Source organism: Mesobacillus subterraneus, from assembly GCF_020524355.2.
Taxonomy (GTDB): Bacteria; Bacillota; Bacilli; order Bacillales; family Cytobacillaceae; genus Mesobacillus; species Mesobacillus subterraneus_C.
The window spans coordinates 620,106-635,596 of sequence record NZ_CP129019.1; the positions used below are offsets into that span (position 1 = coordinate 620,106).

The window sequence follows — 15,491 nt, forward strand, 5'->3', positions numbered from 1 at the left end:
GGGAGGACCGCCGCTTTTTTAATTCTGCCAGTTAAAAGCAAAAAAAATTAACCGTTAATTTAACTCGAATATTCATATAATGGCGAAAATCTGATTTTATTAGCAAAGTTCACAACTTTAATGGCGAGAATCTGATTTTATTGAAGAAGTTCACAACTTTATTGGCGAAAATTTAGATTTATTGGCGCAGGCGCTAATGATTCTAAAGAAGAAGATCACAGAATGGAACGAAGCCGGAACATCACCCGGCTTCGTTACTGATTGCTCTTGATCAGTTTCTTTTCGAGTAATTCGACCAGTTGGTACATCACCGTGGCAAACAGTGCTATGACAAGCAGCGCCAAATAGACGAGCGTGAAGTTAAAAACCTGGAAACCGTAGATGATCATATATCCAAGGCCGCGCGCAGAAACGAGGAATTCTCCGACAATGACTCCTACCCAGCTCAATCCGACATTCACTTTCAAGGTGGAAATGATAGTCGGGAAGGAAGCTGGCAAGATTGCCTCCCGGAAGCATTGTGTTCTTGTTGCTCCAAATGTCTGAAGCACCTTCAGATAGTTGGGGTCCACCTCTTTAAAAGCGGTATACACAACGATTGTCGTGATGATTATTGAGATGATTGCGCCCATTGCAATAATGGAGGTCATATTGGTTCCAAGCGCAACAATTAAAATCGGGCCAAGTGCAACTTTTGGCATTGAATTCAATATTACGAGGTAAGGATCCAAAATCCTGGAAAGCAGCGGTGACCACCACAAGATTGCTGCGAGTATCGTACCTGCAAGTGTGCCCAGGATAAACCCAAGGACGGTTTCAGCCAATGTCACTCCAAGGTTAACGGCTAGCGACCCATCCATTGTCTTCTCAATCATCATATTCCATATTTTTGACGGTGAACTGAATAGAAGCGGGTCGATCCATTTTTGCTGGCTCGAGATTTCCCATAGAGTAAAAAAGGCAATGAAAATCAGCAACTGATAGATGCGGATGACTTTTCGCTCGCGCCTTAACTTTTTTAGATACTCTTGATGGAGGAGTTCAGTTTTCTTCTGGTTCAATTGACTCCAACTCCTTCCATACTGTTTGGAACAGTTCATTGTATAAATGATGGTTCCGCGCCTCGAAAGGGCTCAAATTCCTTAACTCCTCCGGAATCGTGAAAGTTCTATGCAACCGGCCAGGACTCGGTGAAAACAGGAAGATCCGGTCGCTCATCGCTATCGCCTCTCCGATATCATGGGTGACGAGTATCGCTGTTTTTTTGAAAGTCTTGAATGTGTTTGAAACCAGGTCCTCAAGCTTCAATTTCGTTTGATAGTCCAATGCAGAAAAAGGTTCATCAAGCATCAGCAGTTTTGGCTCTGTTGCTAGTGTCCTTACCAGTGCGACACGCTGGCGCATACCGCCTGACAGCTGTTTTGGGTATAGTTCTTCAACATTCTCCAACCCCATTTGCCTCAGCAGCGATAAAACCTCTTCCTTTTTTGAAGCTTCCAGAGTTCCGCTAATCTTCAAGCCGAGAAAGACATTTTCCTCAATCGTTTTCCAAGGAAATAAATAATCCTGCTGCAGCATATATCCGGTTTGATTTGCAGAATTTTTGACTGATTTCCCTTCAAGTTTTACCTGTCCATCAGTAGGCTCAATCAGCCCTGCGATGATTGAAAGCAGTGTTGTTTTGCCGCAGCCGCTCGGACCCAGGAAGGAAACGAACTCTCCTTCCTGGACGTGCAGTGAAATATCATTCAAAGCAGTGACAGCGGATGTTTTTGTGAAATAAGTGTGCTGGATCCCTGTTAAAGTCAAAAAGTCCATTGGCTGCAACCTCCTGTTATTTCATGATTTCTTCTGCCACCTCTGTATTGACTAGGGTGCTGTGGCTGACTTCTTCAGGAAGTTCCCCTGCCTCATCCATTATGTCCTGCAGGTTTTTCCATTCCTCTTCATCGAGAATAGGGTCCGTGGCGTAAGAACCCTGACTCTTGTATCGATCCACAACCGTTTCAATTAACTCTAAATCTGTGTCTTTAAAAAAAGGGCTGGATGACCTCAGCTGTTTCTTTGGCACTGTGAGAGTCTACCCATTGCTGGGCCTTATAAATTGCACGAGTGAATTTTTCGATTGTTTCCGGGTTTTCCTTCATATAGCTTTGTTTGCCCATAAATGTGGTATATGGTACATGACCGGACTCTGTACCGAATGAAGCGACGATATGCCCTTTGCCTTCTTTTTCAAACAAGCTGGCTTGAGGTTCGAATAGCTGGACAAAGTCGCCAGTACCGGAAGCGAAGGCATTCGGTATATTCGCGTAATCAATATTTTGGATCATATTCAAGTCTGACTTTGGATCGATGCCGTGCTTTTTAAGGACGAATTCACCGACCATTTGTGGCATTCCGCCTGTACGCTGACCGAGGTAGGTTGCGCCTTTTAACTGATCCCATGAAAAATCATCGATTTTTTCTCTCGATACAAGAAAAGTGCCATCTGTCTGCGTCAGCTGGGCAAAGTTGATGACTGGATCATTTGATCCCTGGGCATAAACGTAGATGGATGTCTCAGAACCTACGAGTCCAATATCTGCTGCGTTCGACAGCACGGCGGTCATCGTCTTGTCGCCGCCCCAAGTTGTTGTGAGCTCTATTTCTAAACCTTCCTCTTCAAAAAATCCCTTTTCAAGGGCAACATATTGAGGAGCATAAAAGATTGAACGCGTTACCTCTGCAACTTTGACAGTCTGTACATTGTCTTGACCGCAGGCTGCAAGAGGTATAATAAGTACTGCAACCATAAATAAAGCAAAACCTGCTTTGAACCATTTTTTCATAATGATCCTCCTAAAAATCTGTCTTAATTTGGGCTTAAGATATCGTATGAATCAGCTAAAAATGTGTGAATGCCCAGTAACCGATAGTAAAAATATTCATATAAGAGGAGTGTTTACTTTGGAAAGTGACGGGCAAATTATTTCTGCTTATAAATTTCCTTCCCCCAACCCGGCAATCGATCTGCAAATGGTGACCTATTATGCAGGCGGACTGCGTGTCAAAGGACTTCTCGCCAAGCCGGCAGACGGAAGCGGGACAGAAGGATTTCTATATTTGCGAGGTGGCATTAAAAATGTCGGCAAAGTGAGGCCTGCCAGGATTGCACAATTCGCTGCAGAAGGCTTCACAGTTTTCGCTCCTTTTTACCCGGGGGAACCAGGGAGGAGAAGGAGATGAGGACTTCGGAGGGGATGACCGGGTCGATGCCTTTGCCGGATTCAGGCTGCTGCAATCCTTGCCATGGGTCGATAGAGTTCATGTTTTTGGATTTTCACGCGGAGGTTTGATGGCTTTGCTGACTGCGATTGAATTTCCGGAGACAGCGTCGGTCGTCACCTGGGGAGGGGTTACGGATATGTTCCTAACGTATGTAGAAAGAAAGGACCTGCGCAGGATGATGAAAAGGGTGATCGGCGGGTCGCCGAAAAAGGTGCCAAACAGATATAAGTTCCGGACGCCTTTATACGAAATCGAAAACTTGAAAGCACTGGTGCTGCTGATTCACGGCAGGAATGACGGCAATGTGTCGGTTGAGCACTCTTACAGGTTAGAGAAGAGGATGAAGGAGTTGGAAAAGCCTGTTGACAGCTGGTATTTTGATGACTATACGCATTATTTTCCGCCAGTGATGAACCGGAAAGTTGTGTCCGACTTAACGAATTGGATGAAATCACAATAGCAACAATGCTAAAATGAAAGTGATATGAATGATGAAAAATAGAGGAGCGAGTACAATGGGGATGCCATTAGAGTTGAATACAATGATCGTAACAAAGGGTCGGGAAACACGGCTTGAAGACAATTTCTTCTCTTTGACTAAGGAAGGCTACAGGCTTTATCCAGTTGACATTCCACTAGAAGTCAAAAAGACAATCGAAGGTGACCTTACCGGAACAGGTGTCATCAAGAAAGTAGAATGGACAGAAAACACAACCACACTTACGTATCAGTTAATATCTTTGAATTCAACCAACTAAGCAGGGCACTTTGTGCTCTGTTTTTTCTTTTCAGCCATATTCATTATTAGGTAAACATGAGTTTGCATGTGTTACTAATGTCTTTGAAGACAATAGGTTTATCAACGAATATTATCTCTTTCTTTGTGAAAAATAAGGAAAAAAGAAGGAGTTATGAATTGAAATGGAACATAACCCTCAATTGACTTCATCAGAGGTTGCTGATGTGGGGAGCATATATGCAAAATTCAATGGCTCACTGTATCGTTCAGCATTTTGCAAAGGTAAATGAAGATAGCGAAATGACGGAAATCATAAATGATGCGTTATTGAATTGTAAATTTGTAGTGGATCAGGTCCAATCAATCTTTGAAAAAAATCAACATGCAGTGCCCATTGGCTTCACTCTAGAGGACGTGAATTTTAAGGCGGGCCGAGTGTATTCAGACCTTTTTGGGTTGCGATATATTAAATATATGGCTTCGGCAGGGACAGTAGCTGCAGCAGCATTTCTGGAAGTCTTGGCAAGGAATGATGTAAGAGAATTATTTTCGCAGACTTCTAAGATATTCATGAAACTTTATAATGATTCTTGTGACTTGCTTCTGAAAAAGGGGACATTCGTACGCTCTCCAACTATACCACCAATGGAGAAAGCAGAATATCTTCAGGATGAATCATTCTTGTCTAGTTTAATTGGAAGACATCGGCCGCTAACAGCTGTGGAGCTGGCTCATATATCTAAAAATACAGAGACAAATTCCATTGGCAGAACATTTTTAGCTGGTTTTTCGCAAACAGCCCAATCACAAGAGGTAAGGAAGTTTATGGAAAGAGGGACTGAAATAGCTGCTAAGCATGAGACTGTATTTAGAGAAATTTTATTGCAAGATGGAGTTCCGCTTCCAAGTACCTGGGATTCTGCGATATCACAATCCATTGATCCGCCTTTTTCAGATAAGTTGATGATGTTTCAAACCAATAGTCTGAGTGCTATCAGTGTTGGTGGTTACGGAACAGCAATTGGAGCGAGCCTAAGAAAAGATTTAGGCGGAGATTACACGAGACTTGTGACTGAAATCCTTCAATATGCAAATGACGGGATTAAAATAATGATTAATAATAGATGGATGGAACAGCCTCCTCAAAATGTTGACAGGGAAGCATTAAGAAACAGAAGTAAATAGTAAGCATATTTAGTTTCTACAATGGGAGTAAAAAAGCCATTTCCGATTGGAAATGGCTTTTTGGTTTATTTCGCTGCCGGACCGCCTTTTTCTTCAATCACGGAAGGTACGTTTGAGAACTTCTTGAAATTTTTGCGGAACTTGGCTGCAAGTTCGTTTGCTTTTGCGTTATAGGCTTCTTTGTCGCTCCATGTCTTGACTGGCTGAAGGACGTCATCAGGTACACCTGGTACGTGTGCCGGGATACTAAGCCCGAAAATTTCGTCTTTAACGGTTTCGACATTGTTCAGTTCGCCCTCAAGTGCTGCCTGGACCATTGCGCGAGTATATGCAAGCTTCATTCGGCTGCCGGTACCATACTCTCCGCCTGTCCAGCCTGTATTCACAAGGAATACTTTCGCATTGTGCTCGTCGATTTTTTCACCGAGCATTTCTGCATATCTTGTTGCTGCAAGGGGAAGGAATGGTGAACCAAAGCATGTTGAGAACGTTGCCTGCGGTGAAGTGATGCCGCGCTCGGTGCCTGCCAGTTTTGAAGTATATCCGCTCAAGAAATGGTACATTGCCTGTTCCTTTGTAAGCTTTGCGATTGGAGGCAGAACTCCGAAAGCATCAGCCGTTAGGAATACAATCGCGTTTGGATGTCCGGCAATGCTTGGATCCACTATGTTATCAATTGCCTGGATTGGATAAGCTGCACGTGTATTTTCAGTCAGGCTGCCGTCATCATAGTCCGCAACACGGGTTTCTTCATCAACAACTACATTTTCAAGTACAGAACCGAATCGGATCGCATCATAAATTTGCGGTTCTTTTTCCTTGGATAAGTTGATGCACTTCGCATAGCATCCGCCTTCGATATTGAACACACCGTTGGATGACCAGCCGTGCTCATCATCACCAATCAGGCGTCGGTTGTTATCAGCTGATAAAGTTGTCTTTCCTGTTCCTGAAAGACCAAAGAACAATGCAACGTCGCCTTCGCGTCCCACGTTTGCAGAGCAGTGCATGGAAAGGATACCGTTTTCAGGCAGCAAATAGTTCATCACGGAGAAAATCGACTTCTTCATTTCACCCGCATATTCTGTTCCGCCAATTAACACGACGCGCTGTTCGAAGGATACGATGATGAAAGTCTCGGAATTCGTTCCGTCTACTTTTGGATCTGCTTTGAAAGTTGGAGCAGAAATAACCGTGAATTCAGATTCATGATCAACCAGCTCTTCCTCCGTTGGTCGGATGAACAATTGATGAGCGAAAAGGTTGTGCCAGGCGTATTCATTGATAACCTGGATTGGAAGCTGATATTTCTTATCAGCACCCGCAAATCCTTTGAATACAAATACTTCTTCTTTTTCTTTAAGGAAGTTCAATACCTTATTATATAGTTTTGTAAAAGATTCCTCGGAAATCGGCTGGTTGACAGAGCCCCAGTCAATTTTGTCCTTAACGGATTCTTCCTCGACAATGAATTTATCTTTAGGTGAACGGCCAGTATACTTACCAGTGGTTGCTCTTACGGCACCAGTTGAAGTCAGGAGCCCTTCGTTTCGGTTCAAGACTTTTTCAACAAGCTGGGGAACAGATAACTGCACCTTTACATTGTTTCCTTTTAATAATGCTGAAAGTTCATTTGATATTCCTACAACATTCATCGGAGAATACCTTCCTTTTTTATAGATTCTAGATTTGAATATTAACCTCGAGAAATGTCCAGCGCCAGCGCCTAGCCCCTCGAGTCGCTTGTCTAGCTGCGGCTCCTAACTCCTCGAGACGTTTCGGTCCTGCCAATGAAGTCAAAGAGCGACTTCACTGTCAGGCCCTCCAACGCTTGTCGGAGTTGAGCAGTCGCCTCCGCTTTTCGAATTGTCTAGTGTCGCCTCCTAGAAACTCCGAAACTTCAACTCCGCCGGCAGAAGCAAAAAGCGCTTCTTTGTCGGAGTCTCCAGTTTCTGCGTTTCTGGACAGTCGGCTATACTTTTCGAGTTCAGTCCTGCCCATGAAGTCAAAGAACGACTTCACTGTCAGGCCCTCCAGCGCTTGTCGGAGTTGAGCAGTCGCCTCCGCTTTTCGAGTTCGGTCCGCCCAATGAAGTCAAAGAACGACTTCACCGGTCGACCCTCCAGCGCTTGTCGGGGCTGAACAAGGCGCATTTGCATTTCTTGTAAGTTTAATATTTTGTAAGTGTTTACATCTCGGTATTAGTATAACACATTCGTTTAATTAATCTATACTAATGACTCGAAAAAATACCTTGTACCTACCTTGCGTTATATAATTCTTTCTTTATATAGTCAAGCAAAAAGAAGCATTATGAGGCCATTTTATTATACAAAAAAACTTTCAACAACAATCGACAAATTTACCGAGAAAATCATTGACATGCAATTGTAGTTTCGTTATGATTTGGTCTTGAACGGATACTCTCTTATCCCGAGCTGGTGGAGGGACAGGCCCAATGAAACCCAGCAACCTGCAGACGTGAAAAAACAGCTTTGTCATGCTGTGCTATTTCCGGGCAAAGGTGCTAACCTGACGCAAGGGAACTGCCCTTGAACGATAAGAGCGAAAGGCGCGGATTTAAGCTTAAACCTTTCCTCTAAGTTGGAGAGGTTTTTTATATTGCTTTTTTCTGTCCAAATGCATGAAAATGCTATCGGACTGCCTTCTTAGGTGTCATTGCTCCCGTGGGTGAAAATTAGGAAAAAAAAGAATTTCATCATGAATCCTAAACAAATTTTTCTAATAAAAACTCAGCGTTTATTTCATACTACATAGGGAATGAGTACCGTATCAACCCGAGGTCTGTATTGGGACAGCCTCGATCAATTTTTATAAATAAGGGAGGAACTCAGATGTCAAACAAACGCCGTTTGTTCACTTCTGAATCAGTAACAGAAGGCCATCCGGATAAAATTTGCGACCAGATTTCTGACGCGATTTTGGACGCGATCCTTGCAAAGGATGCTAACGCACGTGTTGCTGCTGAAACATCAGTTACTACAGGCCTTGTACTAGTTGCAGGGGAAATTACGACATCTACATATGTAGATATTCCGAAAATTGTTCGTGAAACAGTGAAGGAAATTGGCTACACTCGTGCTAAATATGGTTTCGACTCTGAAACTTGCGCCGTTTTAACTTCCATTGACGAGCAATCTGCTGATATCGCTATGGGCGTTGACCAGGCTCTTGAAGCACGTGAAGGCCAAATGTCAGATGAAGAAATCGAAGCAATCGGAGCTGGAGACCAGGGATTGATGTTCGGTTTTGCGTGCAACGAAACAAAAGAGCTTATGCCTCTTCCGATTTCACTGGCACATAAGATTTCTCGCCGCCTGACTGAGGTTCGTAAGGAAGAAATCCTTCCATATCTTCGTCCAGACGGAAAAACTCAAGTAACAGTTGAATACGATGAGAACGACAAGCCTGTCCGCATCGATACAATCGTTATCTCAACTCAGCACCATCCAGAGGTATCGCTTGAGCAAATCCAGCGCAATCTGAAAGAACATGTCATCAATCCTGTTGTACCAGCAGAATTGATCGACGAGAACACAAAATACTTCATCAACCCAACTGGCCGTTTCGTAATCGGCGGACCACAGGGTGATGCAGGTCTTACTGGCCGCAAAATCATCGTTGACACTTACGGCGGATACGCTCGCCACGGCGGGGGCGCATTCTCTGGTAAGGATCCGACAAAAGTTGACCGTTCCGCTGCATACGCTGCACGTTACGTTGCGAAGAACATCGTAGCTGCTGGCCTTGCTGAAAAAGTTGAAGTTCAGCTAGCTTACGCAATCGGCGTTGCTCGTCCAGTATCCATTTCAATCGATACATTCGGAACAGGCAAAGTGAGCGAAGATGTATTGATCGACGTTGTTGAAAGCAACTTCGACCTTCGTCCGGCTGGTATCATCAACATGCTTGACCTGCGCAAGCCAATCTACAAGCAGACAGCTGCTTATGGACACTTCGGCCGTTCTGACGTTGACCTTCCATGGGAGCGTACAGATAAGGCTGAGGTACTTCGCACTCAAGCTCAAGGAAAATAAATTCAAAAGGGAGTTGCATAGAAATATGTAACTCCCTTTATTATTTGCCGTCTAATCAGGTAAGACGCATAAAGAGCTCTGGTTTGCGAATGGTCCAAAAGGTGTAAAATAGAGTATTACCTTAAATTTCCCTTAGATTTTACTGCAAAAACTTTGTGTTTAATGATAGTATTAGATGGTATGTTTTTAGATAGGTTCTTTCGCTGACTGTAATCCACGAAAGCGGATATGGAGTTGGTTTTGAAGAGAACAGTAAAATCATTGGAAAATAACAATAAATTTTTATCTGAAATGGAGAAGGTGAAGTACATAATGTGTGGCTTTATCGGTTGTGTACATGAAAATGCACAGGAATTCAGCAGCGATGATAAGCAGCTGTTTAAAAATATGAATGATATCATCACCCACCGCGGGCCTGATGATGATGGGTATTTTTATGATGAGCATATCCAGTTCGGCTTCCGCCGTTTGAGCATCATCGACCTTGAGGCTGGCCATCAGCCATTGACGTATGAGAATGAGCGCTACTGGATCATTTTCAATGGAGAAATCTACAACTATCTTGAGCTTCGTGAAGAGTTGATTGAAGAAGGGCTTACCTTCGAAACTCATTCGGACACTGAAGTCATCATTGCCCTATACAGCTATTATAAAGAGCAGGCTGTTGACAAGCTGCGCGGGATGTTTGCGTTTGTCATCTGGGATAAACAGGAGCAGATTCTTTACGGCGCGCGTGACCATTTCGGCATCAAGCCATTTTTCTACTTTGAAGATGAGAATCGTACATTCTTCGGGTCTGAAAAAAAGAGTATTTTGCTAGCGCTTGAGAATGATGTTCTTGATTACAAGGCACTGCAGCATTATTTGACTTATCAGTTCGTGCCAGAACCAAATACGATGTCTGAAGGCATTTATAAGCTTGAGCCAGGGCATTATTTTACAAAGAAAATCGGATCGCCGATGGAAATCAAGCGCTATTGGAAAGCGAGCTTCTCACCGATCCACAAGACTGAGGATGAATTCACGAAGGAGATCAGGGATGTCCTGTTTGAATCAGTGAAAATCCACATGCGCAGTGATGTGCCAGTTGGTTCTTTCCTTTCTGGCGGAATTGATTCCTCCATCATTGCATCGATTGCGAAGCAGTATCATCCTTCAATCAAGACATTCTCTGTTGGATTTGAACAGAATGGCTTCAGCGAGATTGATGTCGCTAAGGAAACGGCTGATAGACTCGGAGTTGAAAACATCAGCTATGTGATCAGTCCGCAGGAATATATGGATGAACTTCCGAAAATCATGTGGCATATGGATGACCCGCTTGCTGACCCGGCTGCTATACCTTTGTACTTTGTTGCCCGTGAAGCAAGGAAGCATGTAACGGTTGTCCTATCCGGAGAAGGCGCGGATGAATTGTTCGGCGGATACAATATCTACCGTGAACCGCAGGACCTTGAAATGTTCAACAAGATTCCCCAGGTAGGGAAGTCGATGCTGAAGGGCATTTCGAAAATGATGCCAGAGGGTATGAGGGGCAAGAGCTTCATCGAACGCGGCGTGACGCCAATGGAAGAGCGTTACATTGGAAATGCGAAGATGTTCACTGAAAAAGAGAAGAGCGAACTGCTCCACGTTTATAATGGACAGTATGATTACAGGGATATCACAAAGCCACTTTATCGCGAGAGCAGAGGCTACGACCCGGTTGATACAATGCAATATATTGATATCCACACTTGGATGCGCGGGGATATTTTATTGAAGGCTGATAAAATGACGATGGCTCATTCTTTGGAACTTCGTGTTCCATTCCTGGATAAGATTGTTTTCGAAACAGCTTCAAAGATCCCTACAAGCTTGAAAACAGCTAACAACACAACCAAGTACATTTTGCGTAAAGCGGCTGAAGGTGTTGTACCTGAACACGTCCTTACTCGCAAAAAGCTTGGCTTCCCAGTACCGATTCGCCACTGGCTGAAGAATGAAATGAACGAGTGGGCAAAGAACATCATCAAAGAAAGCAACACTGAGCATCTGATCAATAAGTCGTACTTATTGAAGCTATTGGATGACCACTGCCAGAACAAGGCTGACAACAGCCGCAAAATCTGGACAGTGCTGATGTTCATGATGTGGCATGATGTTTATGTCGAAAAAAAATACTCCTTCCAGAAGGAGTATGAAGCTCAGAAAGTATTACAATCATAAAAATCAGGGAAGGTAGGTAACTGCTTGCCTTCCCATCTGCACCCAGGCTTCCAAGAAGTCCTTTATGGGTGCTTTTTTATTTTTTTCACCAGTCAGCGGGTCGTTGAAATAAATGGAATTTCCATCATAGCCGGTAACCAAAACCGAATGCTCTTTCGTTGTTACCTTGACTTCCCCATTAGGTGTGTACCATGTTTGGAAAAAGCTGTCGTCCAATTTTTTATATTCAGTGTTCGTGATGATCCACACTGGCCGGTTATCTGATAAGTGGATTTTAAGTTCCTCAAATTCTGCACCGGTCAGGTCTTTTATTTTACCAGGAAGATATTGTTGTGCCAGTTCAGCAATCGGTTTGTGATAGACACCCAGTCCTGGTTGGGTATAGGTGTACATATTGCCGACAAATCCTTCATTAGGATCGCCGAAATAGATTTTGCCGTTGTTGAGCCGGAATTCAGCAGGGTTTTTCTTTACTTCACTGGCAAGTGTCAGCTTGTCCACTTGAACTCCCTGGTACTGCAGAAGCATGGCCAGGCTTGTGACTTCGCATCCTCTCGGGAGCTCAGGCATCTGCCAGATGACCGGGGCGTCGAGGAGTACCTCATTTTTTATAGGGATGATTTCAGGTTCGTATTTTTCTATGATTGCAGCTGCCTGTCGCGGTGTGCTTGGTTCAGGCTCATCAAGCCATTCCTTGACGTACTGGACAGCCTTTACGACATGTGAAGCCTGCTGATTTTCAAGCAGGAAGGCCCCGGCTACCGATGTAAAAACAAGCAAGAACATCAAGATGGATTTTATCATGCTATTTTGATTTCGGATTAACAGAAAAAACAAGACTAGCAGAGGTACAACAGCCGCCATTGATATATATAACATATCCACATCGATCACCTGTCCCGTCCGCATATTTTAAAAATTGCAGGGTATAATATATAAATTAATATCGGACTGATGCGGGAATTGTTTAATCAATCATTATTCTTTGTTTTGTAGGTTTTTATAGGAAATGAATAAATTTTTTGAACTAAGATCAGTGTCTAGCTTCAGCGTCTAGCCCCTCGAGTCGCTTGTCTAGTTGCGCCTCCTAGAAACTCCGAAACTTCAACTCCGCCGTCAGAAGCAAAAAGCGCTTCTTTGTCGGAGTCTCCAGTTTCTGCGTTTCTGGGCAGTCGGCTACACATTTAGATTTCGGTCTGACCAATGAAGTCAAAGAACGACTTCACTGGTCAGCCCTCCAGCGCTTTTCGGGGCTGGTCAAGACGCTTGCGCTTTTCTTATAATATTGTCCTTTTTCGGCATACTCTCTTGAGATTCGCTCCATGTCTCGAATGTCGTCTTCATTCAGCTCTCGGATGACCTTGGCTGGGCGTCCGAATGCAAGCGTGTTCGGCGGGATTTTTTTGCCTTGAGGGACAAGGCTGCCTGCTCCTATGAAAGCACCTTCGCCAATTTCAGCCTGGTCAAGGATGATGGAGCCCATCCCAATCAATGCCTTTTTTCGGATGATACAGCTGTGGAGGACGACCTGGTGCCCAACTGTCACTTCATCCTCAAGTATTAAAGGGTTATTAGGGCTCTGATGGAGTACAGAGTTATCCTGTATATTCACTTTATTACCGATAATGGTGGGAGCAACATCGCCGCGGATCGAGGTGTTGAACCAGACGCTCGATTCCTCGCCGATTTCAACTTCACCGGTGATTGTTACATAATCTGCAATAAAAGCGGAATCCGCTATTTTAGGTGTCTTGCCTTTGTAAGGATACATCATTGTATACACTCCTAAATAAAATAAGTTTAATTCAATGCTTTCATTTTTATTTTTAGTTAATTATATATTATAGTTCTTTTAAAGAAAGAAAAAGTATTTGAGTGGGGGAATGGTCATGTGGAAGTGGGAAGCTGACGGGGATGCTAAGGCTGTAATCGTTATGATTCATGGTGCCCTCGAGCATCATAGGCGATACGGGTGGCTTATTGAAGCTTGGCGCTCGTCTGGATTTCATGTCATTATGGGTGATTTGCCTGGACAGGGATTGACTACAAGAGCAAACCGTGGCCATATTGATTCATTTGATGAATATATTTTGGAAGTAAAAGAATGGGTTGAGGCAGCATATGAATTTGACCTGCCGGTGTTCTTGCTCGGGCATAGCATGGGAGGCCTTGTAGCGATCCGCATGCTGCAAGAGGAACGTGTAGAGATTGCCGGACTCATTCTTTCATCGCCATGCCTAGGCTTGGTCAATTATCCTTCGAAAATGCTGGATATGCTTTCGCACGGCTTGAATGTACTAGTACCTTCAATGCGGATGTCGCCAGGCCTGACGGTTGAAATGGCAACAAGGAATGAGGACGTAAGGGCTGTTGATGCAAATGACTCACTCTACATCACCAAGGTTTCCATCCGCTGGTATCGGGAGCTTGTCGCAGCAATGGAGCAAGCCTTTGAAAACATGGGTAAAGTCCAGGACGTTCCCACACTGCTTGTGCAGGCCGGAGACGATAAGATTGTCGATAAACGTTCTGTCAAAGAATGGTTCAACAATGCTCCGCTGTCAGAAAAAAGATATAAAGAATGGCCCCATTGCTATCATGAAGTGTTCAACGAACCTGAACGCGAAGAGGTTTTTGACTATGCACATGATTTTGTCATCAGCCAGCTGAAGGCAATTGGATATGTTTATTAGTGTTGGTTTTTCCATGGAAAGGATGAAGGTGTATACATGTTGATCCCATCAATGCCAATCAGTTTAATGTTTCGTGTATACAAACAAGTTCTGCCTCAAGTACACAGGGAGCTGGGGTATTGGAAGAGCAGGGCAGAGGAAATCCCGAACCCGGAATTAAGGAAACAGGCCCTGGCCAGTATCGAGCATAAAACCTTCCATTGTGAAGGTGGCTCGATTTTGAGCCTGACCGCGAAAAAGAATTACAAAAAAGCGATTCGTTTCATAGTCGCTTATCAGACAATCAGTGATTACCTTGATAATCTTTGTGACCGCAGTACATCACTCGATCCTGCCGATTTCGCTGCATTGCATGAATCAATGGCAGACGCTTTGAATCCAGATCGACAATTGAAAAATTACTATCGGGAGCGGGAAGACCAGAATGACGGAGGATATCTCATTGAGCTCGTGACGGTCTGCCGGGAAGTTCTGTTAGAGCTGGATCACTACAAGTGTATCCAACTGCATTTGAGCGAGCTTTGTAATTATTATTGTGATTTGCAGATACACAAGCATGTAGAAGTCAAGGACCGTGTACCACGGCTGCAAACGTGGTTCGACGGTCACCGTGAAAATATTCCGGACATGGAGTGGTATGAATTCTCAGCGTGCACCGGCTCGACGCTAGGGATCTTTTGTCTCGTATCCTACGCGCTTCGCGATGATTTTAAGCCCGAATATGCCGACAGCATTCGCAGCGGATATTTCCCTTACATACAAGGCCTTCACATCCTGCTCGACTATTTCATCGACCAGGAAGAGGACTTCGAAGGCGGCGATTTGAACTTTTGTTTTTATTATAAAAATGAAGAAGCTTTGTTTGACCGCCTGAGGCACTTTGTTGAAAATGCGGATCATCATACAGCCAAATTGCCACATCGCAAATTCCACAAACTCATTAATCGAGGTTTGCTCGGCGTTTATCTGTCCGATGAAAAAGTAAGGCGCCAGGAAAGAATCCGGAAGCTTGCCAAGGAAATGATCAAGACAGCCGGACCTGTTAGCTACTTCTTTTATATTAATGGACGAGCTTATCGGTCATTGCAGAAATGGGTGCCTTCGGGAGTGGTTAAGGCGTTTATTAAATAGATTGCAGCCAGGGGAAAAAGACCTGGCTGTTTTTTTGATGACGGACAGATATCTTGAGGAATCCCCAAAAAATGTCCGTCATCAAGGCGATGACGGACAGAAATTCTGAGGAATCCCAAAAAAGTGTCCGTCATGAGGGCGATGACGGACAGAAATCATAGGAATTCTCGAAAAAATGTCCGTCATGAGGGCGATGACGGACAGAAA

The 15,491-nt window shown here is 44.0% G+C and carries 13 protein-coding genes, 2 pseudogenes and 1 riboswitch; of the genes and pseudogenes, 7 read left to right on the forward strand and 8 right to left on the reverse strand.

Annotation, left to right across the window (positions count from 1 at the left end; all coding sequences use genetic code 11):
• Nucleotides 1–254 precede the first annotated feature (254 nt).
• The 3 genes and pseudogenes from LC048_RS03095 to LC048_RS03105 all read right to left on the reverse strand — a co-directional run bounded on the left by LC048_RS03095 (nucleotide 255) and on the right by LC048_RS03105 (nucleotide 2,831).
• A complete protein-coding gene (locus LC048_RS03095) occupies nucleotides 255–1,061 on the reverse strand; it encodes an ABC transporter permease (RefSeq protein ID WP_371931990.1) in 807 nt (268 codons plus the stop codon).
• Complete coding sequence (locus LC048_RS03100) at nucleotides 1,042–1,818, reverse strand: ABC transporter ATP-binding protein (protein WP_226606762.1); 777 nt, start codon at nucleotides 1,816–1,818, stop codon at nucleotides 1,042–1,044. Before LC048_RS03100 ends, LC048_RS03095 begins: the two co-directional genes overlap by 20 nt.
• A 16-nt stretch (nucleotides 1,819–1,834) precedes the next feature.
• Nucleotides 1,835–2,831, reverse strand: a pseudogene (locus LC048_RS03105) (ABC transporter substrate-binding protein).
• Between the two features lie 61 nt (nucleotides 2,832–2,892).
• Between LC048_RS03105 and LC048_RS03110 the strand changes: the two are divergent.
• The 3 genes and pseudogenes from LC048_RS03110 (at nucleotide 2,893) to LC048_RS03120 (ending at nucleotide 5,194) form a co-directional block, all read left to right on the forward strand.
• A pseudogene (locus LC048_RS03110) lies at nucleotides 2,893–3,730 on the forward strand (alpha/beta hydrolase family protein).
• Nucleotides 3,731–3,785: 55 nt separating this feature from the next.
• Nucleotides 3,786–4,028: a DUF2584 domain-containing protein gene (locus LC048_RS03115; protein WP_226606755.1), complete on the forward strand. Its 243-nt coding sequence runs from the start codon at nucleotides 3,786–3,788 to the stop codon at nucleotides 4,026–4,028.
• Nucleotides 4,029–4,246: 218 nt separating this feature from the next.
• A complete protein-coding gene (locus LC048_RS03120; protein ID WP_306049404.1) occupies nucleotides 4,247–5,194 on the forward strand; it encodes a DUF3231 family protein in 948 nt (315 codons plus the stop codon).
• A 65-nt stretch (nucleotides 5,195–5,259) separates the two neighbouring features.
• On the opposite strand, the gene pckA is transcribed toward LC048_RS03120, so the two are convergent.
• Nucleotides 5,260–6,849, reverse strand: a complete 1,590-nt coding sequence (pckA, locus tag LC048_RS03125) for a phosphoenolpyruvate carboxykinase (ATP) (RefSeq protein WP_226606750.1) — start codon at nucleotides 6,847–6,849, stop codon at nucleotides 5,260–5,262.
• 160 nt (nucleotides 6,850–7,009) lie between these two features.
• Entirely contained in the window at nucleotides 7,010–7,216 is a 207-nt protein-coding gene (locus tag LC048_RS03130; protein ID WP_226606748.1) for a hypothetical protein, read from the reverse strand.
• 403 nt (nucleotides 7,217–7,619) lie between these two features.
• Nucleotides 7,620–7,760: riboswitch (SAM riboswitch) on the forward strand.
• A 289-nt stretch (nucleotides 7,761–8,049) separates the two neighbouring features.
• Between LC048_RS03130 and metK the strand changes: the two genes are divergently transcribed.
• Nucleotides 8,050–9,252: a methionine adenosyltransferase gene (gene metK, locus LC048_RS03135; protein WP_226606747.1), complete on the forward strand. Its 1,203-nt coding sequence runs from the start codon at nucleotides 8,050–8,052 to the stop codon at nucleotides 9,250–9,252.
• A gap of 312 nt (nucleotides 9,253–9,564) precedes the next feature.
• On the forward strand, nucleotides 9,565–11,460 hold the full coding sequence (asnB, locus tag LC048_RS03140; RefSeq protein WP_226606822.1) for an asparagine synthase (glutamine-hydrolyzing): 1,896 nt from the start codon (nucleotides 9,565–9,567) through the stop codon (nucleotides 11,458–11,460).
• A gap of 3 nt (nucleotides 11,461–11,463) precedes the next feature.
• Here asnB and LC048_RS03145 read toward each other — a convergent pair whose 3' ends face one another.
• From LC048_RS03145 to LC048_RS03155, 3 genes are all read right to left on the reverse strand, one after another.
• A complete protein-coding gene (locus LC048_RS03145) occupies nucleotides 11,464–12,339 on the reverse strand; it encodes a C39 family peptidase (RefSeq protein WP_226606820.1) in 876 nt (291 codons plus the stop codon).
• Nucleotides 12,340–12,506: 167 nt separating this feature from the next.
• The gene (locus tag LC048_RS03150; protein WP_226606745.1) at nucleotides 12,507–12,644 is read right to left on the reverse strand and encodes a hypothetical protein; all 138 of its coding nucleotides are present in this window, start codon (nucleotides 12,642–12,644) and stop codon (nucleotides 12,507–12,509) included.
• A gap of 38 nt (nucleotides 12,645–12,682) precedes the next feature.
• Nucleotides 12,683–13,234, reverse strand: coding sequence for a gamma carbonic anhydrase (locus LC048_RS03155; RefSeq protein WP_226606743.1), 552 nt, complete (start codon nucleotides 13,232–13,234; stop codon nucleotides 12,683–12,685).
• Between the two features lie 115 nt (nucleotides 13,235–13,349).
• On the opposite strand from LC048_RS03155, the gene LC048_RS03160 reads away from it, so the two are divergent.
• Nucleotides 13,350–14,153 carry an alpha/beta hydrolase gene (locus LC048_RS03160; RefSeq protein ID WP_226606741.1) on the forward strand — a complete coding sequence of 268 codons (804 nt, stop codon included), beginning with the start codon at nucleotides 13,350–13,352 and terminating at the stop codon, nucleotides 14,151–14,153.
• 36 nt (nucleotides 14,154–14,189) lie between these two features.
• Nucleotides 14,190–15,284 carry a tetraprenyl-beta-curcumene synthase family protein gene (locus LC048_RS03165; protein WP_226606738.1) on the forward strand — a complete coding sequence of 365 codons (1,095 nt, stop codon included), beginning with the start codon at nucleotides 14,190–14,192 and terminating at the stop codon, nucleotides 15,282–15,284.
• The last annotated feature ends 207 nt before the right edge of the window (nucleotides 15,285–15,491 follow it).